This window comes from Paraburkholderia acidipaludis NBRC 101816 (assembly GCF_000684975.1).
Taxonomy (GTDB): Bacteria; Pseudomonadota; Gammaproteobacteria; order Burkholderiales; family Burkholderiaceae; genus Paraburkholderia; species Paraburkholderia acidipaludis.
In genome coordinates this window covers 15,183-37,260 of record NZ_BAXZ01000026.1, presented here as the reverse complement: position 1 = coordinate 37,260, position 22,078 = coordinate 15,183, and the positions used below count along the sequence as shown (strand labels likewise).

Below are 22,078 nucleotides of genomic sequence, written 5' to 3'. Positions count from 1 at the left end.
GAGCCCCCTGGCCGGACGGCCAACGCGGTTTGCGCTGCCCGCTGCGTCTGCTATCGTCTTTGATACCCCTTCCGTAGCAAGGCAAGCGAGGCAGCGATGGATCTTGGACTCAACAACAAGGTGGTTCTGATCACCGGCGGCAGCAAAGGTATCGGCCTCGCCTGCGCCCGGGCGTTTGCGAGAGAAGGTGCGCGGGTGGCCATCGTTTCGCGCGACCCCGCCAATCTGGCTCGCGCGCGCGAACAACTGGCCAGCGAGGGACTGCACGTGCACCTCACGCGCGCCGACCTGCACGAACCGCACAGCGCCGCCGACGTGGTCGAAGACGTCTCGACGAGCGTCGGCCCCATCGACGTCCTCGTCAACAGCGCGGGCGCCGCGCGCCGCTACGATCCCGAAACGCTCGACGCCGAAGCCTTCAGGGCGACCATGGAAGCCAAGTACTTCCCGTACATCTACCCGCAGCAGGAGGTGCTGCGGCGCATGGTGGAACGCGTGAAAGCCGGCGACGTTGCGGAGCCCGGCACGATCGTGAACATCATCGGCATGGGCGGCAAGTACGCGAGCGACATCCATATCGCGGGAGGCGCCGCCAATGCCGCGCTGATGCTCGCGACCGTGGGGCTCGCGCACTATCACGCGCGCTACGGCATCCGCATCAACGCGATCAATCCAGGCTCGACGCTCACGGAGCGGATACAGGAAGCGCTGGAACTGGAAGCTGGGAGGGAAGGCACCGACAAGAAAACGGTGCTTGAGCGCAGCGAGGCCAAGGTGCCGCTCGGGCGCTATGCGAAGCCGGAAGAAGTCGCCGATGTCGCGCTCTTTCTGGCAAGCCGCCGCGCCAGTTACGTCACGGGCGCGTTGATCCCCATGGACGGCGGCTCGGCGCCGATCATCTGAGCCCTATCCGCAAAAAACGGCCCGGCGCGGCCTGCGGCGGCGCCGGGCACTGCATCACATCAGACGGTGCCCCAGCCACCAGCCCGCAGCGGCGAGCGCGGCGGAAGCCGGAATCGTGAGCACCCATGCCCAAACGATGTTTCCAGCCACGCCCCAGCGCACGGCGGAGAGCTTTTGCGTCGCCCCCACGCCGACGATGGCGCCGGTGATGGTATGTGTGGTCGAAACGGGGATGCCGAGCCAGGAGGCAGTGAAGAGCGTGATCGCCCCGCCTGTCTCGGCGCAGAAACCGCCCACCGGCTTGAGCTTGGTGATCTTCTGCCCCATCGTCCGCACGATCCGCCAGCCGCCGAACAGCGTGCCGATCCCCATCGACAGATAGCAGCCGCCCACCACCCAGATCGGCGGCGCAGCGGCCGTGGCCGAAGCGTAGCCCGTGGCGATCAGCAGCATCCAGATGATGCCGATGGTCTTTTGTGCGTCGTTGCCGCCGTGGCCAAGGCTATAGAAGCTCGCGGAAATCAGCTGCAGCCGGCGGAAGCGCCGGTCCACCTTGCTCGGCGGCGTGCGGAAATACAGCCACGACACGAGCAGCATGAAGAACGAGCCGAGGATGAAACCGAGCAGCGGCGAGATGAAGATGAACGCGACGGTCTTCATGAGGCCGTCGAAGTTCAGCGAATGCCAGCCCGACTTGGCGAGCGCCGCGCCCACGAGTCCGCCAATCAGCGCGTGCGACGAACTCGACGGAATGCCGTAATACCAGGTCAGCACGTTCCAGCCGATCGCGCCCACGAGCGCGCCGAACACGACATAGTGGTCGACGATATCGGGATCGATGGTGCCCTTGCCTACCGTTTGCGCCACCTTCAGGTGGAACACGAAATAGGCGATGACGTTGAACATGGCCGCGAACGCCACCGCCTGCTGCGGCTTGAGGACGCCCGTCGACACGACCGTGGCGATCGAGTTCGCCGCGTCGTGAAAGCCGTTCATGAAGTCGAAGATCAGCGAGATGGCGACGAGCGACGCGACCACCCAGATGGCGAGTTGTATCGATTGCATCGCGGCGAGCTCAGGCGTTTTCCAGCACGATGCCTTCGATGATGTTCGCCACATCCTCGCATTTGTCGGTGATCGCCTCGAGCAACTCGTAGATGGCCTTCAGCTTGATCAGCGTCTTGACGTTGTCTTCCTCGCGGAAGAGCTTCGAGATTGCGGAGCGCAGCAGGCGGTCCGCGTCCGACTCCAGGCGGTCGATGTCCTCGCACGCCTTCAGGATCTCGCGCGCCTGCTTCATGTCCGAGAGCAGCCCCACGGCGGTCTGAACACGCTGGGTCGTGGTAGTGCAGATGTGCGCGAGCTGGCTCGCTTCCGCGGTCACCGCCTGCACGTCGTACAGCGAAATGGCCGTGGCGACGTCTTCCATCAGGTCGAGCGCGTCGTCCATCGTCGAAATCAGCTTGTGGATCTCGTCGCGGTCCAGCGGCGTAATGAAGGTCTTGTGCAGCAGGTCGATCGCTTCGTGCGTGAGCTTGTCGGCGGCCTTCTCGGCGGTCTGGACGTTCTGCTTGTGCATTTCCGCGTCGGCCAGGTTGTCGATCAGAAGCTCCAGCTCCTGGCTCGCGGAAACCATGCACTTTGCATGCGCGTTGAAAATCTCGAAGAACTTGCCCTCGGTGGGCATGAATCGACCGAACATTGGAATCCTGGAAATGGGTCTCGGTTTGCCGTCACAAAACGGCAAAATTGCCGTCAAATGGCCGTCATAAAGCGGCAACATTGTAACGTCAGGCGCAATGAGGCGCACTTGTCGCCGGACACGGGAGCGGCATTTGCGCCACGCCGGCGCCCCGTCTCGCTCCGCGCGGCTTGACAGGCGGGACGACGGCGTCAGTCGCCGCCGTAGAAGGTCTGCGCTCCGGCAAAGTTGTCGAACTTCGTGTATTGCCCATGGAACGTGAGGCGAACCGGTCCGATCGGACCGTTACGCTGTTTGCCGATGATGATCTCGGCCGTGCCCTTGTCGGGGCTGTCGGGGTTGTAAACCTCGTCGCGGTAGATGAACAGGATCACGTCCGCGTCCTGTTCGATAGCGCCCGATTCGCGCAGGTCCGACATCACCGGACGCTTGTTCGGACGCTGCTCGAGCCCCCGATTCAGCTGCGAAAGCGCGATCACCGGCACGTCCAGCTCCTTGGCGAGACTCTTGAGCGAACGTGAAATTTCGGAAATTTCCGTGGCGCGGTTCTCACCGCTCGAAGAGCCGCTCATCAGCTGCAGGTAGTCGACGATGATGAGGCCCAGCTTGCCGCACTGCCGCGAGAGGCGCCGCGCACGCGAGCGCAGCTCCATCGGGTTCAGGCCGCCCGTCTCGTCGATGAAGATTTGCGCCTCGCTCATTTTCTGCACGGCGTGCGTGAGCTTCGGCCAATCCTCGTCGGTGAGCCGGCCCGTGCGCATGCGGTGCTGGTCGAGACGGCCAACGGAACCGAGCATACGCATGATGAGCTGCGTACCCGGCATTTCCATCGAGAACACCGCCACCGGCAGGCCGTATTCCACGGCCACGTACTCGCCGATATTCATCGAGAACGCCGTCTTACCCATCGACGGACGCCCCGCCACGATGATCAACTCCCCGCCATGCATGCCCGAGGTCATGCGGTCGAGATCCATGAAGCCCGTGGGCGTGCCTGTCACGTCGCTCGGGTTGGCCGTGTGGTAGAGCGTGTCGATGCGCTCCACGACCTGCGTGAGCAGCGGGCCGATCTCCAGGAAACCCTGGGTGCCGCGCGCGCCGTCTTCGGCGATCGAGAACACCTTCGCCTCGGCCTCGTCGAGAAGCTGCCGCACCTCCTTGCCCTGCGGATTGAACGCGTCCGCCGAAATTTCGTCGGCGACCGAGACGAGACGGCGCAGCACGGCGCGGTCGCGCACGATCTCGGCGTAGCGGCGGATGTTCGCCGCGCTCGGCGTGTTCTGCGCGAGCGCGTTCAGGTACGCGAGGCCGCCCACCTCCTCGGCCTTGCCCGAAGTGCCGAGCGACTCGTACACCGTCACCACGTCGGCGGGCCGCGCGGACGAGATCAGCCGGCCGATATGCTCGAAAATGATGCGGTGATCGTACCGGTAGAAGTCGCCTTGCGAGAGGAAATCGGCAATCCGGTCCCAGGCGCCGTTGTCGAGCAACAGGCCGCCGAGCACCGACTGCTCGGCCTCGATCGAATGCGGAGGGACTTTCAGCGATTCGAGTTGGGGATCTTTGGGCGCGTTCATGGAGGGCAATTATCGGACAAGCCGGCTACCTGGAACAAGCCGGAAAGCGCGAAACGCCACAAGGCGCCCGCGCAACAAAAAAGGCAGAAGCCGCGGGGCTCCTGCCTCTTTCGAACAACCAGGGTCGAGCGGCCCTGACGGGTCGCCCGTGTGCCTTAGGCGTGCTCGCCCAGCACCGACACCGTGACGTCGACGAGGACGTCGGTGTGCAGCGAAACTTGCACCGGGTGGTCGCCCACCATCTTCAGCGGGCCTTCCGGCAGACGCACTTGCATCTTTTCCACTGCAAAGCCAGCCTTCGTGAGGGCTTCGGCGATGTCGGCGTTCGTGACCGAGCCGAACAAACGGCCGTCCACACCAGCCTTCTGGCCGATCTGAACGGTCAGGCCGTTCAGCTTTTCGCCTTCGGCTTGAGCAGTTGCCAGCTTTTCAGCGGCGGCCTTTTCGAGTTCGGCGCGGCGAACTTCGAATTCGGCAATTGCGTCCTTCGTGGCGCGGCGTGCCTTCTTGTTCGGGATCAGGAAGTTACGTGCGTAACCGTCCTTCACCTTCACGATGTCGCCGAGGTTGCCCAGGTTGACGACTTTTTCCAGAAGAATGATCTGCATTCTATTGCTCCTTATCGCGTCGTCTTGTTAGGCCTTGTGCTGGTCGGTGTACGGCATCAGCGCGAGGAAACGCGCGCGCTTGATAGCCGTGTCCAGCTGACGCTGATAGTGGGCCTTCGTACCCGTCAGGCGTGCCGGCGTGATCTTGCCGTTTTCGCCGATGAAGTCCTTCAGCGTGTCGAGATCCTTGTAGTCGATCTGTTCGACGTTGGCTGCCGTGAAGCGGCAGAACTTCTTGCGCTTGAAGAGCGGATTTTGTTGCTGACGACGCTTGTCGAATTTCTTACCAGTCGGGCGGGGCATGATTAGTCCTTTCCTGTACCTTGCATTTCGGTGATGTGAAACACCAGGGTTCGCGCGTTGCGGTGCTTTTTAGCCAGGAAGCCGGTGAAGAGCGTTTCGACGCCCATCTCGCAGCTTTCCAGCTTGCCGCACGCCTCGCCGGCAGCTACCGCGTCCATCGTCAGTTCCACGAGGCGGGCAATGCCGGCCTCGACGACTTCGGTGCGGTGATGCAACGTGCAGCTTGCGATCGGAACGCCAGCGGGGGTATACCGCACCGGTTCGCGTTCGACGACGCTGGCTGTAAGTTGCAGCCTGTTCACGTGGCTGATTTACGCAACTACGTTCAAAAAACCCTGATGGCTTGTGTCATTAAGCCTGCGCGTCGGCCGGCTGGGCAGCCGCCTTCTTGGCTTCTTCGCGCTGCACTTCCTTCATCATCGGCGACGGGCCGGTTTCGGCCTTCTTCATCTTGACGATGAGGTGACGCAGAACGGCGTCGTTGAACTTGAACGCGTGTTCCAGCTCGTCGAGCGTGGCCTGGTCGCATTCGATGTTCATGCAGACGTAGTGAGCCTTCGCGAGTTTCTCGATCATGTAGGCCAGTTGGCGACGGCCCCAGTCTTCGATACGGTGGATCTGGCCACCGTGCGACGTGATCGTGCCCTTGTAACGCTCGATCATGGCGGGCACTTGCTCGCTTTGATCGGGGTGCACGATGAAGACGATTTCGTAATGACGCATGTATCACTCCTTGTGCTTACTTGTGGATATAAGCCACCCGGGCGTCGGAACCGGTGCGGCAAGTGAGAAGCCGAACATTGTAGCGCGAGTGTGGATGGCACGCAACCAGAATCGTGATCGGGCACGCTGATTCGGGCGTATTTTCAATGACTTGCGCGGCCTGCCGGCCCTCGAACGCACCCGGCCCCGTATCTGCCCCCCCATCGGGCGCGCCAGTCAGCCCGCCTCGCCGCTCCAGTACCCCGGCCGCGCATAGACTTCCTTCAGGTAGTCGATGAAGTAGCGCACCTTGGCCGGCACGTAGCGCTGCTGCGGATACACCGCGAGGATGTCGTAGTCGGGCAACGCATACTCGTCGAGCACCGTCTCGAGTTCGCCGCGCGCCAGTTGCGCATCGATCTCCCAGGTGGACCGCCAGCCCAGCCCCAGGCTCTCGGTCGCCCAGCGGTGCAGCAGTTCGCCGTCGTTGCAGTCGAGCGTGCCGCCCACGCGCACCGTCACGATTTTTCCATTGCGCCGGAAGTACCAGCCGCGGTTCTGGCCGCCCTGCAGGTTGAACGCGAGGCAGTTGTGGTTCGGCAGGTCTTCGAGCGTCTTCGGCTTGCCGTGCTTGCGGAAGTATTCGGGCGTGCCGCACACCACGCGCCGGTTCGAGGCGAGCTTCACGGCGACGAAGTTCGGATCGACCGAACCGCCGATGCGAATCGACAGGTCGTAGCCCTCGCGCACGAGATCGACCACGCGGTCGGTCAGGTTGAAGGAGACCTGGAGTTCGGGCTTGTCGGCGAGAAACGCCGGTGCGAGCGGCGCAACGTGCTTGCGCCCGAAAGCCGCCGGCGCCGAGACGATCAGATGGCCGTTCACGACGCGCCGCCCCGCGGAAAGCTCGTTCTCCGCCTGCTCCCACTCGGCGAGCAGGCCCCGGCAGCGTTCGAGAAAGGCGCCGCCTTCCTCGCTCACCACGAGCCGCCGCGTGGAGCGGTACATCAGCTTCACGCCCAGGCGCTTTTCCAGCGCGTCGATGCGCCGCCCGAGGATCACGGGCGAAACACCCTCCTCCAGCGCCGCCGCCGCAAGGCTGCCCGCGTCGGCCACGCGCACGAAGGTTTCGATCTGCTTGAAGCGGTCCATGGCGTCTCCCTCTCCTGCCGCCGAGGCCCATCCCGGCGGCATTCCATACTTTTAGTTTCGAAATAAGCGACCCGGACTGATCTTATCAAACCTTTCGTATGTCCTTAAAGTGCGCTTCAGGAACCTTGTCATTTGCGCATATCGCGATACTCAGGAGACATTCATGGCCAAGATGAGAGCCGTCGACGCAGCCGTGCTGGTGCTCGAAAAAGAAGGGATCGACACCGCGTTCGGCGTGCCGGGCGCCGCCATCAACCCGTTCTATTCGGCGATGAAGAAGGCCGGCGGCATCACGCACGTGCTGGCGCGCCACGTCGAGGGCGCCTCGCACATGGCCGAAGGCTACACGCGTGCCGCGCCGGGCAACATCGGCGTGTGCATCGGCACGTCGGGCCCCGCCGGCACCGACATGATCACGGGCCTCTACTCCGCTTCCGCCGACTCGATTCCGATCCTCGCGATCACGGGCCAGGCGCCGCGCGCCCGCCTCTACAAGGAAGACTTCCAGGCCGTCGACATCGAATCGATCGCCAAGCCCGTCACGAAGTGGGCCGTCACGGTGCGCGAACCGGCGCTCGTGCCGCGCGTGTTCCAGCAGGCGTTCCATCTGATGCGCTCGGGCCGTCCGGGTCCGGTGCTGGTCGACCTGCCGATCGACGTGCAGCTCGCCGAAATCGAATTCGACATCGACACCTACGAACCGCTGCCGGTCTACAAGCCGAAGGCGACGCGCAAGCAGATCGAAGCGGCGCTCGAATTCCTCAACGCCAGCGAGAAGCCGCTGATCGTTTCGGGCGGCGGCGTGCTGAACGCCGCGGCGGAAGACCTGCTCGTCCAGTTCGCCGAAACGGTGGGCGTGCCGGTGATCCCGACGCTCATGTCGTGGGGCGCCATTCCCGACGACCATCCGCTGATGGCCGGCATGGTCGGCCTGCAAACGTCGCACCGCTACGGCAACGCGACGATGCTCGCTTCGGACTTCGTGCTCGGCATCGGCAACCGCTGGGCCAACCGCCACACGGGCAGCGTCGAGGTCTACACGAAGGGCCGCAAGTTCGTGCACGTCGACATCGAACCGACGCAGATCGGCCGCGTGTTCGGCCCGGATCTCGGCATCGTGTCGGACGCCAGGGCCGCGCTGGAGCTCTTCAACGAAGTCGCGCAGGAATGGAAGGCCGCCGGCAAGCTGAAGGATCGCAGCGCCTGGGTGGCCGAGTGCCAGGAGCGCAAGCGCACGATGCTGCGCAAGACCCACTTCGACAACGCGCCGATCAAGCCGCAGCGCGTGTATGAAGAGATGAACAAGGTGTTCGGCCGCGACACGTGCTACGTGAGCACGATCGGCCTCTCGCAGATCGCGGGCGCCCAGTTCCTGCACGTCTACAAGGCGCGCAACTGGATCAACTGCGGTCAGGCGGGCCCGCTCGGCTGGACGATTCCGGCGGCGCTCGGCGTGCGTGCCGCCGATCCGGCCCGTCCGATCGTCGCGCTCTCGGGCGACTACGACTTCCAGTTCATGGTCGAAGAACTGGCCGTGGGCGCGCAGTTCAAGCTGCCGTATGTCCACGTGGTCGTGAACAACTCGTATCTGGGCCTGATCCGCCAGGCACAGCGCGCGTTCGACATGGACTTCTGCGTGCAGCTCGCGTTCGAGAACATCAACGCGCCGGAAGTGAACGGCTATGGCGTGGATCACGTGACGGTAGCCGAAGGCCTCGGCTGCAAGGCGCTGCGCGTGTTCAAGCCGGAAGAGATCGAGCCCGCGCTGAAGCAGGCCCAGGCACTGGCCGCCGAGCATAGCGTGCCGGTGGTGGTTGAAGTGATTCTCGAGCGCGTGACCAACATCTCGATGGGCGCCGAAATCGACGCGGTCAACGAGTTCGAGGAACTGGCCGACAAGCCGGAGCACGCGCCCACCGCGATCAGCGCACTGCAGGCACTCGACTGAGCCTCACCCATGCGGGCAGCGCGCACGATACCGGCGCGCCGCCTGCCCCGACTTCCTTCTTTGACCGACCAGCGAGACCCAAGCATCATGCCGAAATTCGCAGCGAACCTGACCATGCTGTTCAACGAAGTCCCGTTCCTCGACCGCTTCGCCGCGGCCGCGAGCGCGGGCTTCGACGCCGTGGAATTCCTCTTCCCGTACCCGTACCAGACCAACGAGCTGGCTGAGCGCCTCGAGGCGAACAAGCTCAAGCTCGTGCTGCACAACCTGCCCGCCGGCAACTGGGAAGCGGGTGAGCGCGGCATTGCCTGCCTGCCCGATCGCAAGAGCGAGTTCCAGGAAGGCGTGGGCCGCGCGATCGAATACGCGAAGGCGCTGAAGGTGCCGCAATTGAACTGCCTCGTCGGCATTCCGACGGCCGGCGTGTCGCGCGACACGGCGCTCGCGACGATCGTGGAGAACCTCACGTTCGCCGCCGCCGCGCTCAAGCAGGAAGGCATTCGCCTCCTCGTCGAGCCGTGCAACGCATACGACATTCCGGGCTTCGCGCTGAACCGTTCGGCCGAGGCGCTGGACGTGATCGAGAAAACCGGCTCGGACAACGTCTTCCTGCAGTACGACATCTATCACATGCAGCGCATGGAAGGCGAACTCGCGGCGACCATCAAGAAGCACTTCGCGAAGATCGCCCACATCCAGCTCGCCGACAACCCGGGCCGCAACGAGCCGGGCACGGGCGAGATCCACTACCCGTTCCTGTTCGACCTGCTCGACTCGCTCGGCTACGAAGGCTACATCGGCTGCGAGTACAAGCCGAAGACGACGACCGTGGAAGGACTTGGCTGGCTGCGCGCCGCGCAGCAGCGTTCGGCCGCGCTCGTCTAAGCGCGCAGCAACCGCATTCGATCCGACTGCACAGTTTTAACGGAGACACACAAGATGGCAAAGATTGGTTTTATCGGCCTCGGCATCATGGGCGCGCACATGGCGCGCAACCTTCTGAAGGGCGGCCACACGCTCACCGTGAACGGCAAGTACCCGGTGCCGGACGACCTGCGCGCAGCGACTAACGTCGTGGCCGACTCGACGGCGGTGGCAAAGGACGCCGACATCGTCATCCTGATGGTGCCGGACACGCCTGACGTCGCGAACGTCCTCTTTGCCGACGACGGCGTCGCGAAGGGCCTCACGGCGGGCAAGCTCGTGATCGACATGAGCTCGATCTCGCCGCTGGAAACGCAGGAGTTCGCGAAGAAGATCAACGCGCTCGGCTGCGACTATCTCGACGCGCCGGTCTCGGGCGGCGAAGTCGGCGCGCGCGAAGCGACGCTCTCGATCATGGTGGGCGGCCCGCAAAAGTCGTTCGACCTCGCGAAGCCCCTGTTCGAACTGATGGGCAAGAACATCTCGCTCGTCGGCGACAACGGCGCCGGTCAAACCACCAAGGTGGCGAACCAGATCATCGTCGCGCTGAACATCGAGGCCGTGGCGGAAGCCCTGCTCTTCGCGGCACGTTCGGGCGCCGATCCGGAGCGCGTGCGCAAGGCACTGATGGGCGGCTTCGCATCGTCGCGCATTCTCGAAGTGCACGGCGAGCGCATGACGAAGCGCACGTTCAACCCGGGCTTCCGCATCGAACTGCACCAGAAGGACCTGAACCTCGCCCTCGACGGCGCGCGCAAGCTGGGCATCGCGCTGCCGCATACGGCGAGCGCGCAGCAACTCTTCAGCGTGTGCGCGGCGAACGGCGGCAAGGCATGGGATCACTCGGCGCTGATTCGCGCGCTGGAAATCATGGCGAACTTCGAGATCGCCGAAGGCGAAGGCTCCAAGGCGAAGGCTGCCTGAAGCAGGCGGCTTGTCGTGTAGCGAACCGGGCGGCGTTGCGCCGTCCGGCGAGCGGGGCGTGACGAGGAAGGCGCGCCCCCGCTCGCAAACAGCATCTGGCGCAAAGCGCCTTAGCGCAACGCAAGAACAGCAACACGCTGCAACACACGCATTCAGGCCGGCGCGCGAGTCGCGACGGCCATTGGTGGGGCGCTCCGCGGCGGCGGCAACCGTCGCGGGGCAAATCGGGGCCGCTCTGGGCTGAGGGCGGCCAGTGGGGTCCGCAGCGGCGCCCGGTGACGACGGGGAAGCCTTGGTCGGTCAGACGTCGTCATCGGGTGTCCGCCTGTCGGATTGCCTTCTTCCGCTGCTTCAGCTCTCACACCTCCTCACGCGACAAAGCGCGGTCCGGCTCGGTATTTTCCGGATCTGCCGCATTCCTGCCCGGTCCCCGCAAACATCAACACGTCCTCATCTGTGTAGCGCCCGGCGAAGGCATGGGCACAGGAAACGCACCGGGTCTGCGCGAGACCTATACTGGTGGCGCGCCAGTCGCGCTTCGCCGATCGCATTGCCGACGAGAAGACGCCCGGCGTGCGCGCAAAACTCGCCGGGGTCCGCGCCTTTTCAGGATGACCGACCACGGACGCGCGGCATACTCACGTTCGAGGGATTGGGGACGTGCGCCCTGTGCGCACGGCGTCGGTCCCTTTGTCATCTACACAGGAGTAGCGTTTATGAGCATTTTTGGCGATATCGTGAACAAGTTGTTTCACAAGGCGAAGCCCGATGAAGCGCCGCCGGCAGCGGAGCCGACCCCGAATCCCGCCGCAGCGCAGGCTGCCGCACCCGATGCTGCGCCCGCGCCCGCGCCGCTGGCAGACGTCGACGTCGAAGCCGTGATGGACCAGCTTGTCTCGGAGAGCGGCGAGACGCTGAACTGGCGCGTGTCAATCGTCGACACCATGAAGGCGCTCGGCGTCGACAGCAGCCTCGACCACCGCAAGCAGCTCGCACAGGAACTCAAGTATTCAGGTGACCTGAACGACTCCGCAAGCATGAATGTCTGGCTGCACAAGCAGGTGATGGCGGCACTCGCCGCCAATGGCGGGAAACTGCCGGCTAATCTGGCGGGCTGATACACCGGCCTGCCATTCGGCCTGCAATTCGCGACGGTTGTGATGTCGCGGTTGCGCGATCGCCGACGATAGCTTTCCGTACGGCAGATCCTGCGAAATCAGGCCGGACGAACTGGTTGTGGCAATCCTGGGCCACCAGTTCTTCCGGTCTTCGACCTGATCTTCAATCTAGTCAATAAGTATCGAACACGCGCTGCAACGCGGTCCGCTCGGCCACGCCCTGTGCGAGCGCAAGCGCGAGCAGCACGCGCGCCTTATAGGGATTGAGCGAGCCCGCCGAGACGAAACCGAGCGCGTCGTCGCTCGCGGCGCCGTTGTGCATCACGTGCCCCGAGCCCACGCGCGAGGCGCGCACCACGGCCACGCCCTTCGCGGCGGCCTCCGACAGTGCCTGCTGCAGCGTGGCATGAATCGAGCCGTTGCCCGTGCCGGCCACGACGATGCCGCGCACGCCCGCCGCCACGAGCGCATCGACCGCAATGCGCGAGACGCCCGCGTAGCTCGTCACGACCTCGACATGCGGCCACGCCTCGACGGCCGAAAACGGCGCGGCGACGGTGTGCGGGCGCAGCGCGCCGCGCTGGAACTCCACGCGCCCGTCCTGCACCCAGCCCAGCGCGCCGATCTCGGGCGACTGGAACGCATCCACGGCATAGGTGCTGGTCTTGACGACATCGCGCGCGCAATGAATGCGGTTGTTGAACGCAACGAGCACGCCCTGCCCCGCCGCCGCGCCGCTTGCCGCGAGCGTGACCGCGTTGAGCAGGTTGAGCGGACCGTCGGCCGAAAGCGCCGAAGCCGGGCGCATGGCCGCCGTCAACACGACAGGCTTCGCGCTTTTCACGACGAGATGCAGCAGGTAAGCCGTTTCTTCGAGCGTGTCGGTGCCGTGCGTGATGACGACGCCATCCACGTCGTCGGCCGCGAGCAGCGTATTCACGCGCTGCGCAAGCGTGGTCCAGAGCGCGAGCGGCATGTCCTTGCTGTCGATGCTCGCGACCTGCCCGGCCGCGATCTGCGCGACGGCATCGAGGCCCGGCACGGCGGCCAGCAGTTGCGCGACGCCGATCACGCCGGCCTGGTAGCCGGATGTGTTGGCCGCATCGGGCGCGGCGCCCGCAATGGTGCCGCCGGTGGCGAGCACGGCAATACGCGGCAGCGGCTTCGCAGCCGCTGCCGGGGAGGAGGAGGGAGTCAGTGGAGTAGTCATGGCGGCGATTTTAAGCGATTCGCCGCCCGCGCAACCGCCGTTATGTCGTCTCGCGCAACTGGGCCGCGATCTGCTGCTCGTTCAGATGCGGCGCGAACATTTCGATCAGCCGGTATGCGTACTGGCGCAGGAACGCCCCCTTGCGCAGGCCCACGCGCGTCGTGCTCGCCTCGAAGAGGTTTTGCGTATCGAGCGCCACGAGCTCCGAATCGCGTTTCGGGTCGTAGGCCATCGCCGCCACCACGCCCACACCCATGCCCAGCTCGACGTAGGTCTTGATCACGTCCGCGTCGATCGCGGTCAGCACGACGTCGGGCACCACGCCCACCTTCGCGAACGCCTGGTCGATGTGCGAGCGGCCCGTGAAGTCCTGGTCGTAGGTGATGATCGGATACTCGGCGATCTCTTCGAGCGTCAGGTTCTCGCACCCCACGAGCGGGTGGTCCTTCGGCACGACGACCACGTGATGCCACGAATAGCACGGGAACGTCACGATATCCGGGTAGCGGTCGAGCGCCTCGGTCGAGATGCCGATGTCGGCCTCGCCGTTGATGATCGACTGCGCGATCTGCTGCGGATTGCCCTGGCGCAGCGCGAGGTGCACCTTCGGAAACACCTCGCGGAACCGGTGCACGACCTTCGGCAGTGCGTAGCGCGCCTGCGTATGCGTCGTCGCGACGACGAGGTGGCCGCTGTCCTGGTCGGCGAACTGGCGCGCGACGCGGCGCAGGTTCTCGGCATCGAGCAGCATGCGCTCGATGAGCTGGTGCACGGCCTTGCCCGGCTCGGTCAGGCCCGTCAGGCGCTTGCCGCGGCGAATGAAGATATCGACGCCGAGTTCGTCCTCGAGGTCCTTGATCTGCTTCGACACGCCCGACTGCGACGTGTACAGCACGCTCGCCACTTCGGTCAGGTTCATGTTCTGGCGCACCGCTTCGCGCACGAATCGCAACTGCTGGAAGTTCATCTTTCGTCTCCGGAAACGCCGAAGTCATCAGGTTGATTTTATGTAAGTATCATGCCGCCTGCGCCGCGAACACGCGCAGCCCGCGCGGCACCGCCGTGGCGTTGTCGCCCACCGAAAGGCAGAGCGCGCGCCATGCCTCGCGGTCGAGCTCGGCTTCGAGCGCACTGCCCGCGCCGCTTTCGAGCTCCACGCGCACCGAGCCGCCTACCGGCACCACGCGGCGCACGCCGACGGCGATGCCCTCGTGATGATCCGCCTGCCGCGGATACAGCGTGAGATCGTGCGGCCGCACGTAGGCCAGCGCACGGCCCTCGAAGCCGGCCTCCACGGCGATCGGCTGCGCCGCGCCATCGGCCACGAAGCCGCGCGGGTCGACATAACCCGCAAGCCGGTTCGCCGCACCGAGGAACTCGTAGACGAACGCCGTCTGCGGGTGGTCGTAGACGTCCTGCGGGCTGCCCGCCTGCTCGACGCGGCCGCGATTGAGCACGACAATGCGGTCGGCCACTTCGAGCGCTTCTTCCTGGTCGTGCGTGACGAAGATCGTGGAGATGTGCAGGTCGTCGTGCAGGCGCCGCAGCCAGCCGCGCAGCTCCTTGCGGACCTTGGCGTCGAGCGCGCCGAACGGCTCGTCGAGCAGCAGCACCTTCGGCTCGACAGCAAGCGCCCGCGCGAGCGCGATGCGCTGACGCTGGCCGCCCGAAAGCTCGGACGGGTAACGCTGCGCGAGCCAGTCGAGCTGCACGAGGCTCAGCAGCGCGTGCACCTTCTCGCGAATCGCGGCCTCGGACGGACGCTCGCCGCGCGGCTTCACGCGCAGCCCGAACGCCACGTTCTCGAACACCGTCATGTGCCGGAACAGCGCGTAGTGCTGGAACACGAAACCCACCTGGCGCTCGCGCGCGCCCACCGCGCCCACGTCCTGGCCCTGCAGCACGACCTGCCCCGCATCGGCGTATTCGAGGCCGGCGATCACGCGCAACAACGTAGTCTTGCCGCAGCCTGACGGCCCGAGCAGCGCGACGAACTCGCCCGGAGGAAAGTCGAGCGAGACGTCGTCGAGCGCGGCGAAGTCGCCGAACCGTTTTTGCAGATTGCGAACCGTGATGCCCATGTCTTACAGATCTCCTTGTTCGAGCACATGCCGGACAACGCCCGGGTGTACGGCGCGTTGCGTGCCGGGTTGCAGCGGGACGCCGACGGCCTGCGCCGTCACATCGGTCTCATCCCTGAGTTCGGCCGAAAGATGACGCTCCGCGAGCAGCTTCAGTCCCAGCGTCACCAGCGCGAGCAGCGCCAGCAAGGACGCCACCGCGAACGCCGCGGCGAAGTTGTATTCGTTGTAGAGGATCTCGACGTGCAGCGGCATCGTGTCGGTCTGCCCGCGAATGTGGCCCGAGACCACCGACACCGCGCCGAACTCGCCCATCGCGCGCGCATTGCAGAGGATCACACCATAGAGCAGGCCCCACCGGATGTTGGGCAGCGTCACGCGCCGGAACATCTGCCAGCCCGAGGCGCCGAGCACGCGCGCGGCCTCTTCCTCGTCGTCGCCCTGCGCTTGCATCAGCGGGATCAGTTCGCGCGCGACGAACGGGAATGTCACGAAGATCGTTGCGAGCACAATGCCTGGCACTGCGAAGATGATCTGCGCGTCGTGGTCTTCGAGCCAGGGGCCGAGCCAGCCCTGCGCGCCGAACAGCAGCACGTAAATAAGGCCCGAGATCACGGGCGAAACCGAGAACGGCAGATCGATCAGCGTCGTGAGGAGTGCCTTGCCGCGAAACTCGAACTTCGCGATCGCCCACGAGGCCGCAAGGCCGAACGCGAGATTCAGCGGCACGGCGATCGCGGCGGTGAGGAGCGTGAGCTTGATCGCCGAGACCGCGTCCGGATCGGCAAGCGCCTCGAAGTAGAAGCCGATGCCCTTCGACAAGGCCTGGCAAAAAACCGCGACGAGCGGCACCACGAGAAAGAGCGTGAGAAAGGCGAGCGCGATGCCGGTGAGGAGCCAGCGCACCCAGGGCGCCTCCGTCACCGGATCGGGCCGGCGCGGCGCACGCGTTGAGGATGCCGGCGTGCTCATTGCACACCTCCCGCGACGGCGGCGGCACGCGGAAGCTCATCGATCGCGGGACCCGCCGACGCACTGCGGCTCGTGCGCCGCTGCAGATACCACTGCAGCGTGTTGACCAGAAGCAGCATGACGAACGAGACGCACAGCATCACCACGGCGAGCGCGGTAGCGCCCGCGTAATCGTACTGCTCGAGCTTCGTGATGATGAGCAGCGACGTGATCTCGGACTTCATCGGGACATTGCCCGCGATGAAGATGACCGAGCCGTACTCTCCCAACGCGCGTGCGAACGCCAGCGCGAATCCCGTCAGCAGCGCGGGGAGCGCCGCGGGCAGCACGACGCGGCGAAACGTGAGCCAGCGCGACGCGCCGAGGCAGGCGGCGGCCTCTTCCTGCTCGCGCTCGAAATCTTCCAGCACGGGCTGCACGGTGCGCACGACGAACGGCAGGCCGATGAACGTCAACGCCACGAGCACGCCGAGCGGCGTGAATGCGACCTTCAGGCCGAGCGGCTCGAGAAATTGCCCGATCCAGCCATTGCCCGCATAGACGGCCGCGAGCGAAATGCCCGCAACCGACGTGGGCAGCGCGAACGGCAGATCGACCAGCGCGTCGACGATGCGCTTGAACGGAAACGTATAGCGCACGAGCACCCACGCGAGCAGAAAGCCGAACACGGCGTTGATCAGCGCCCCGCCCAGCGCCGAGAGGAACGTGAGCCGGTAGGATGCGATCACGCGCGGCGACGCCACCGCATGCACGAACTGCCCCCAGTCGAGCGTCGCCGTCTTGAGGAAGGTGGACGCAAGCGGGATCAGCACCACGAGACTCAGATAAGCCACCGTGATGCCGAGCGTCAGGCCGAATCCCGGCAGCGCGCTCGGCTTGCGTAATCGAAACGTGGTCATGCTCATGGCTCTTTCAGATTGCTGCGGCGCCATGCGCCAAAAAGCGCGCCTGCGAGGCGCGCTCGTCGATGACCTGAAACGCGGTCGCGGCGTTTTACGTCACTGCGGCGCATAGATCGAATCGAACACGCCGCCGTCCGCGAAATGGGTTTTCTGCGCCTTCGCCCAGCCGCCGAAGGTGTCGTCGACCGTGTACAGCCTCAGCTTCGGAAACTTCGCCGTGAGATCCGCCGGAACCTTGTCCGAGCGCGGGCGGTAGAAGTTCTTCGCCGCGATCTCCTGGCCCTCCTCCGAATAGAGGAACAGCAGATAGGCCTCGGCCACCTTGCGCGTGCCGCGCTTGTCCGCCACCTTGTCGACCACGGCGACGGGCGGCTCGGCCAGAATGCTCGCCGACGGCACCACGATCTCGAACTTGTCGGGTCCGAACTCCTTCAGCGAGAGAAACGCTTCGTTCTCCCATGCAATCAGCACGTCGCCAATGCCGCGCTGCACGAAGCTCGTCGTCGCGCCGCGCGCGCCCGAATCGAGCACACCCGCATTCTTGTAAAGCTTCGTGACGAAGGCCTTCGCCGTAGCGTCATTACCGCCCGGCTGATGCAGCGCGTACGCCCAGGCTGCGAGATAGTTCCAGCGCGCGCCGCCCGAGGTCTTCGGATTCGGCGTGACGATCGAGACACCGGGTTTCACGAGATCGTCCCAGTCCTTGATGTGCTTTGGATTGCCCTTGCGCACGAGGAACACGATGGTGGAGGTATACGGCGAGGCATTGTCGGGCAGGCGCTTTTGCCAGTCGGCGGCGACGAGACCCTTCTTCGCGAGCGCGTCGATGTCGTACGCGAGCGCGAGCGTGACGACGTCGGCCTGCAGCCCGTCGAGCACCGAGCGCGCCTGCGCGCCCGAGCCGCCATGCGACTGCTTGATCGTGACCGTCTCTCCGGTCTTCGCCTTCCATTCCTTGATGAACGCGTTATTGATGTCCTGATAGAGCTCGCGTGTCGGGTCGTAGGAAACGTTCAGGAGCGAGGTATCCGCGTGGGCAACCGGCATCAGAACGGCCATGCCGGCGAGCGACGCCGCGCCGATCAGCAGTCTTGCGGCCAGCGTCCTGAGCCGGCCATTTTTTCCCGCTTTCCTCGCTTTCCCACTACGCATCCGCTTTCTCCGTGTTGTCGTGCGTGATTGCAGCTAACGATGTAGCGGAGTCTAACAATCAGCTTAAATGAGTAAAAATAATGTTTCCTTATTTTTTAATATGAAATCGTGCTAAAGAGACGCGACCCAGGTCGATGCGCGTGCTGCCGCCCTGCCGATGCGCAATTCGCACATCCTGGCGCCGGCCAAACGGAGAACTTCAAGTAACACTTGAAAAGTGCCGAATACTGTATAAAAATACAGTCACCTGTCTATCCATACAGTGGCGCCATGACCAAACTCACCGCACGACAGCAGCAGGTTTTCGATCTGATCCGGCGCGCGATCGAGCGCACCGGCTTCCCGCCCACCCGCGCCGAGATCGCGGCCGAGCTCGGCTTTTCGTCCGCGAACTCCGCCGAGGAGCATCTGCGCGCGCTGGCGCGCAAGGGCGTGATCGAACTGGCGGCCGGCGCGTCGCGCGGTATCCGTCTCATGCCGGGTCCGGACGACCTCCCGCACCAGTTCACGCTGCCGCACGCCAGCATCATGCAGCTCTCGCTGCCGCTCGTGGGCCGCGTGGCGGCGGGCAGCCCGATCCTCGCGCAGGAGCACATCGCGCAGCATTACGCCTGCGACCCGGCGCTCTTCTCGAGCAAGCCCGACTACCTCCTGAAGGTGCGCGGCCTCTCGATGCGCGACGCCGGCATCCTCGACGGCGACCTGCTCGCGGTGCAAAAGAAAAGCGAGGCGAAAGACGGCCAGATCATCATTGCGCGCCTTGGCGACGACGTCACCGTCAAGCGCCTGAAGCGCCGGCCGAACGGCCTCGAATTGATTGCCGAAAACCCCGACTACGAAAACATCTTCGTCGAGGCCAACAGCGCCGAATTCGCGCTGGAAGGCATCGCCGTCGGGCTGATCCGCCCTACCGAATTCTGATAATCCGAACACTGTCTGGAGGGAGTCATGGAACGTCTTGCCCGTCTGCTGCCCTTTCGTCAATTTGGCCGCCTGCGCCATCTGCGCGGCCTTGCCGACTGCGCCGCGCGCAATGCGCGCGCAACGGCTGCCGCCTTGTCCGGCTCGCTCTTCGAGGCGGCGGATTATGAGTCCGCCGGTGCTGCCGCGGCTCCGGTTGACCTGCCGCCGTTGCCTTCCGCACAGCCCGCATTTGCGCGTGTCTCGCTCAACAGCGGTCTCAATCACGCCGAGCCGGATCGCCGCGCGCCGGTGCGCGTGTATCACGGCCCCTCGCGCCTGATCATGGTGGGAACCATGGATGCGGTATGCCGCATGATCGATCGCTGCATCGCTGAACAGGCCGACCCGGCGGCGCTCGCCCGGTAACACGGGCCGCATGAAAGCTGCGCGTGAAGGCAGCCCGGAAACGCGTAACCAGAAACTTCGGGATCGTTTCGGCACCGGCACGGTCAACAGGACGTGTCCCACTACTCCCGACCTGAACGATGACCGAGTCCGTTTCGAACCAACGCTGGATCAAACCCGTTGCTGTCGTGCTCATTGCGGCGGCGCTCGTCGCCGCGCTAGGTTACGGCTATGCGTCGCCCTATGTGGCGCTGAATCGACTGAAGGCCGCCGCCGACGCGCGCGACGCGGCCACGCTCAGCGAGTATGTCGACTACCCGGCTTTACGCGTGAGTTTGAAGCAGCAGGTTGGCGAACTGCTTCAGCGGCGCATCGCGGCGCAGCACAGCAGTAACCCGTTGCTGCTGTTCGGCGCCGTGATTGGCGCGGCGCTCATCGGCCCGCTCGTGGACGCGTATGCAACGCCGGATGGCGTCGCCGCGCTGCTCAATGGCATGCCGCCCACCGGCAAGCCGGGCGAGCAGCCGCCGCAAGCGGGTAATCCGACAGCAGCGCCTGCGCCCTCCAATCCACCCGCGCAAACGCCTTCGGCCGCCTCGTCCGAAAGCGCGCAGCCGGCGCCTCGGCCTCAGACCACGGCCGGCTATCGCAGCCTCAACGAGTTCGTCGTGACCTGGCAGCGCAGCGCGAACGGCGAGCGTTACGCCGCCGTCTTGCAACGCCATGGGCTGTTTTCGTGGAAGCTCGCGGCGGTCGAATTGAACGACCCGGCTGATACAAACAGCGCGAGCAGCACGAACAGCGGCCAATAGCGGTGAATCCTGCCGCTCGCAGCGGCGCTCCTCAGGTTGGCGCTCCGGTAGCGCTCAGGCCGCCTCCTGAGCCTGCTGCTTTTGCTCCGCAGCCGAAGAACACGCCACCAGAATGCTGCACGACACACGATCGAGCAGCAGCGTGTTGCCCGCCCCCATCCACCACCGCGAAAGGCCGGTGCGGCAGCGATGCCCCACCACCACCAGATCGACGTGCAGTTCGTTGGCCAGATTCGCGATCTCGTCGATCGGATGGCCGAAGGCGAAGTGACCCTGCGCATGCACGCCGCGCTCGGTCAGCCAGTCCACGCCCTCCTGAAGAATCTCGCGCGCCGTCTCTTCGAAACGGCCGCAAGCCACATCGGTCAAGAGGCCGGCGCTCTGCGCGATCGTCGAACGCATGTCGACCACCGAAAGCAGATGCGTTTCCGCCCGCAGGTCCAGCGCAAGATCCGCGCCGCAACGCAGCGCCTTGCGGCCTTCGCGCGAGCCGTCGTAACAAAGCAGAATCTTCTTGTAGCTCGCCATGATGTTTCTCCCCGCCCACGCGAATCGCAGGCTGTGCCATTTCATGATGGTGCGCCGCAATTCCACATGCAAGGGCTGGAAAACGCCAGGTCCGACCCCGTTGCGCCTGATCCGGAGTCCTGCGTAGCAAGCCAGGGTCGTTGCTGCGTCAAAGCTTGTCGTGGCAGGTTTCTCCCTCAACCGGACGCGCAGGATTGCTCTAGAATAGGCCCCCTCATGGTGCATCGCGCGTGCACCGCTTCCGCCGAACTCATCGTTCATTACGGCCTATGCCCGCACCCGCCATCGAATTCGAGCAGGTCATCAAACACTATGGAGACAGGGCGGTCGTCAATGGCCTGTCCTTCGAGGTTCGGCCCGGCGAATGCTTCGGGCTTCTCGGGCCCAACGGCGCGGGCAAGACCACGACGCTGCGCATGCTGCTTGGCATCGTCGCACCCGATGCGGGCCGCATCAGCCTTTGCGGCGAGCCGGTGCCCGCGCGGGCGCGCCATGCCCGCACGCGCGTAGGCGTCGTGCCGCAGTTCGACAATCTCGATCCGGACTTCACGGTCCGCGAGAACCTGCTCGTATTCGGCCGCTATTTCGGCCTGTCCGCCAGCGAGGCGCGTGCGCTCGTCGCGCCTTTGCTCGAATTCGCGCGGCTCGAAAGCAAGGCCGATGCGCGCGTGAGCGAGCTCTCGGGCGGCATGCGCCGGCGCCTCACGCTCGCACGCGCGCTCGTCAACGATCCCGATGTGCTCGTGCTCGACGAACCGACCACCGGCCTCGATCCGCAGGCGCGCCATCTCATCTGGGAACGGCTGCGCTCGCTGCTCGCGCGCGGCAAGACCATCCTGCTCACCACGCATTTCATGGAGGAAGCCGAACGACTCTGCAAACGCGTATGCGTGATCGAGGAAGGCCGCAAGATCGCGGAGGGTGCGCCGAGCGCGTTGATCGAATCCGAGATCGGCTACGACGTGATCGAAGTGTACGGCCCCGACCCCGCCGCGCTGCGCGATGAGCTGGCGCCTTTCGCGATCCGCACGGAAATCAGCGGCGAAACGCTCTTCTGCTATGTCGACGATCCGCAGCCCGTGCACCAGCGCCTGCGCCAGCGCGCCGACCTGCGCTATCTGCACCGGCCCGCGAATCTCGAAGACGTGTTCCTGCGGCTCACGGGCCGCGAGATGCAGGATTAAACCCGGCAGGATTCAACCTGGCAGAACCGAAAGCGCATGACCCGGCACGACAACACCCGCGAGGCCTC

Annotated in this window: 24 protein-coding genes; 9 read left to right on the top strand and 15 right to left on the bottom strand. The window is 65.0% G+C overall.

The genetic code is table 11. The annotated features are described in order from the left end of the window. Positions 1–96 precede the first annotated feature (96 nt). Positions 97–903, top strand: coding sequence for an SDR family oxidoreductase (locus BAC01S_RS25060; RefSeq protein WP_027797230.1), 807 nt, complete (start codon positions 97–99; stop codon positions 901–903). 54 nt (positions 904–957) lie between these two features. On the opposite strand, the gene BAC01S_RS25055 is transcribed toward BAC01S_RS25060, so the two are convergent. The 8 genes from BAC01S_RS25055 to BAC01S_RS25020 all read right to left on the bottom strand — a co-directional run bounded on the left by BAC01S_RS25055 (position 958) and on the right by BAC01S_RS25020 (position 6,947). Further along, positions 958–1,968 carry an inorganic phosphate transporter gene (locus BAC01S_RS25055; protein WP_027797229.1) on the bottom strand — a complete coding sequence of 337 codons (1,011 nt, stop codon included), beginning with the start codon at positions 1,966–1,968 and terminating at the stop codon, positions 958–960. Between the two features lie 10 nt (positions 1,969–1,978). Further along, complete coding sequence (locus BAC01S_RS25050; protein WP_027797228.1) at positions 1,979–2,605, bottom strand: DUF47 domain-containing protein; 627 nt, start codon at positions 2,603–2,605, stop codon at positions 1,979–1,981. Positions 2,606–2,796: 191 nt separating this feature from the next. After that, on the bottom strand, positions 2,797–4,182 hold the full coding sequence (locus BAC01S_RS25045; protein WP_027797227.1) for a replicative DNA helicase: 1,386 nt from the start codon (positions 4,180–4,182) through the stop codon (positions 2,797–2,799). A gap of 155 nt (positions 4,183–4,337) precedes the next feature. After that, positions 4,338–4,790, bottom strand: coding sequence for a 50S ribosomal protein L9 (rplI, locus tag BAC01S_RS25040; RefSeq protein ID WP_027797226.1), 453 nt, complete (start codon positions 4,788–4,790; stop codon positions 4,338–4,340). 27 nt (positions 4,791–4,817) lie between these two features. Continuing rightward, on the bottom strand, positions 4,818–5,093 hold the full coding sequence (rpsR, locus tag BAC01S_RS25035; RefSeq protein WP_027797225.1) for a 30S ribosomal protein S18: 276 nt from the start codon (positions 5,091–5,093) through the stop codon (positions 4,818–4,820). A 2-nt stretch (positions 5,094–5,095) separates the two neighbouring features. Continuing rightward, positions 5,096–5,395, bottom strand: coding sequence for a primosomal replication protein N (gene priB, locus BAC01S_RS25030; RefSeq protein ID WP_027797224.1), 300 nt, complete (start codon positions 5,393–5,395; stop codon positions 5,096–5,098). 49 nt (positions 5,396–5,444) lie between these two features. After that, complete coding sequence (gene rpsF / locus BAC01S_RS25025; protein WP_027797223.1) at positions 5,445–5,816, bottom strand: 30S ribosomal protein S6; 372 nt, start codon at positions 5,814–5,816, stop codon at positions 5,445–5,447. A 216-nt stretch (positions 5,817–6,032) separates the two neighbouring features. Beyond that, positions 6,033–6,947, bottom strand: a complete 915-nt coding sequence (locus tag BAC01S_RS25020; protein WP_027797222.1) for a LysR family transcriptional regulator — start codon at positions 6,945–6,947, stop codon at positions 6,033–6,035. Positions 6,948–7,110: 163 nt separating this feature from the next. On the opposite strand from BAC01S_RS25020, the gene gcl reads away from it, so the two are divergent. The 4 genes from gcl (at position 7,111) to BAC01S_RS24995 (ending at position 11,861) form a co-directional block, all read left to right on the top strand. Next, positions 7,111–8,895, top strand: coding sequence for a glyoxylate carboligase (gcl, locus tag BAC01S_RS25015; RefSeq protein ID WP_027797221.1), 1,785 nt, complete (start codon positions 7,111–7,113; stop codon positions 8,893–8,895). Between the two features lie 87 nt (positions 8,896–8,982). Continuing rightward, entirely contained in the window at positions 8,983–9,780 is a 798-nt protein-coding gene (hyi, locus tag BAC01S_RS25010; protein ID WP_027797220.1) for a hydroxypyruvate isomerase, read from the top strand. Between the two features lie 15 nt (positions 9,781–9,795). Beyond that, on the top strand, positions 9,796–10,743 hold the full coding sequence (locus tag BAC01S_RS25005) for a 2-hydroxy-3-oxopropionate reductase (RefSeq protein ID WP_281175949.1): 948 nt from the start codon (positions 9,796–9,798) through the stop codon (positions 10,741–10,743). Between the two features lie 716 nt (positions 10,744–11,459). After that, positions 11,460–11,861, top strand: a complete 402-nt coding sequence (locus BAC01S_RS24995; protein ID WP_027797218.1) for a DUF3597 domain-containing protein — start codon at positions 11,460–11,462, stop codon at positions 11,859–11,861. 172 nt (positions 11,862–12,033) lie between these two features. Here BAC01S_RS24995 and BAC01S_RS24990 read toward each other — a convergent pair whose 3' ends face one another. The 6 genes from BAC01S_RS24990 to BAC01S_RS24965 form a co-directional block, all read right to left on the bottom strand. Further along, positions 12,034–13,071 carry an asparaginase gene (locus BAC01S_RS24990; RefSeq protein ID WP_027797217.1) on the bottom strand — a complete coding sequence of 346 codons (1,038 nt, stop codon included), beginning with the start codon at positions 13,069–13,071 and terminating at the stop codon, positions 12,034–12,036. Positions 13,072–13,111: 40 nt separating this feature from the next. Beyond that, complete coding sequence (locus BAC01S_RS24985; protein ID WP_027797216.1) at positions 13,112–14,038, bottom strand: CysB family HTH-type transcriptional regulator; 927 nt, start codon at positions 14,036–14,038, stop codon at positions 13,112–13,114. A 49-nt stretch (positions 14,039–14,087) separates the two neighbouring features. Then, on the bottom strand, positions 14,088–15,152 hold the full coding sequence (locus BAC01S_RS24980) for a sulfate/molybdate ABC transporter ATP-binding protein (protein WP_027797215.1): 1,065 nt from the start codon (positions 15,150–15,152) through the stop codon (positions 14,088–14,090). 3 nt (positions 15,153–15,155) lie between these two features. Continuing rightward, on the bottom strand, positions 15,156–16,124 hold the full coding sequence (gene cysW, locus BAC01S_RS32550; protein WP_043203629.1) for a sulfate ABC transporter permease subunit CysW: 969 nt from the start codon (positions 16,122–16,124) through the stop codon (positions 15,156–15,158). Continuing rightward, on the bottom strand, positions 16,121–17,023 hold the full coding sequence (gene cysT / locus BAC01S_RS24970) for a sulfate ABC transporter permease subunit CysT (protein WP_027797214.1): 903 nt from the start codon (positions 17,021–17,023) through the stop codon (positions 16,121–16,123). Before cysT ends, cysW begins: the two co-directional genes overlap by 4 nt. Positions 17,024–17,122: 99 nt before the next feature. Continuing rightward, complete coding sequence (locus BAC01S_RS24965) at positions 17,123–18,178, bottom strand: sulfate ABC transporter substrate-binding protein (protein WP_027797213.1); 1,056 nt, start codon at positions 18,176–18,178, stop codon at positions 17,123–17,125. 270 nt (positions 18,179–18,448) lie between these two features. On the opposite strand from BAC01S_RS24965, the gene lexA reads away from it, so the two are divergent. From lexA to BAC01S_RS32545, 3 genes are all read left to right on the top strand, one after another. After that, on the top strand, positions 18,449–19,099 hold the full coding sequence (gene lexA / locus BAC01S_RS24960; RefSeq protein ID WP_027797212.1) for a transcriptional repressor LexA: 651 nt from the start codon (positions 18,449–18,451) through the stop codon (positions 19,097–19,099). A 27-nt stretch (positions 19,100–19,126) separates the two neighbouring features. Continuing rightward, the gene (locus BAC01S_RS24955) at positions 19,127–19,507 is read left to right on the top strand and encodes a hypothetical protein (protein WP_027797211.1); all 381 of its coding nucleotides are present in this window, start codon (positions 19,127–19,129) and stop codon (positions 19,505–19,507) included. Between the two features lie 119 nt (positions 19,508–19,626). After that, a complete protein-coding gene (locus BAC01S_RS32545) occupies positions 19,627–20,298 on the top strand; it encodes a DUF2939 domain-containing protein (RefSeq protein ID WP_043203628.1) in 672 nt (223 codons plus the stop codon). A gap of 54 nt (positions 20,299–20,352) precedes the next feature. Here the strand turns inward: BAC01S_RS32545 and BAC01S_RS24945 are convergent, their stop codons facing one another. After that, positions 20,353–20,826 (bottom strand): universal stress protein, encoded by a 474-nt coding sequence (locus tag BAC01S_RS24945; RefSeq protein WP_027797210.1) that lies wholly within the window; start codon positions 20,824–20,826, stop codon positions 20,353–20,355. Positions 20,827–21,056: 230 nt separating this feature from the next. Here BAC01S_RS24945 and nodI point away from each other — a divergent pair, with 230 nt between their 5' ends. After that, the gene (nodI, locus tag BAC01S_RS24940; protein WP_281175947.1) at positions 21,057–22,010 is read left to right on the top strand and encodes a nodulation factor ABC transporter ATP-binding protein NodI; all 954 of its coding nucleotides are present in this window, start codon (positions 21,057–21,059) and stop codon (positions 22,008–22,010) included. Positions 22,011–22,078: the final 68 nt, after the last annotated feature.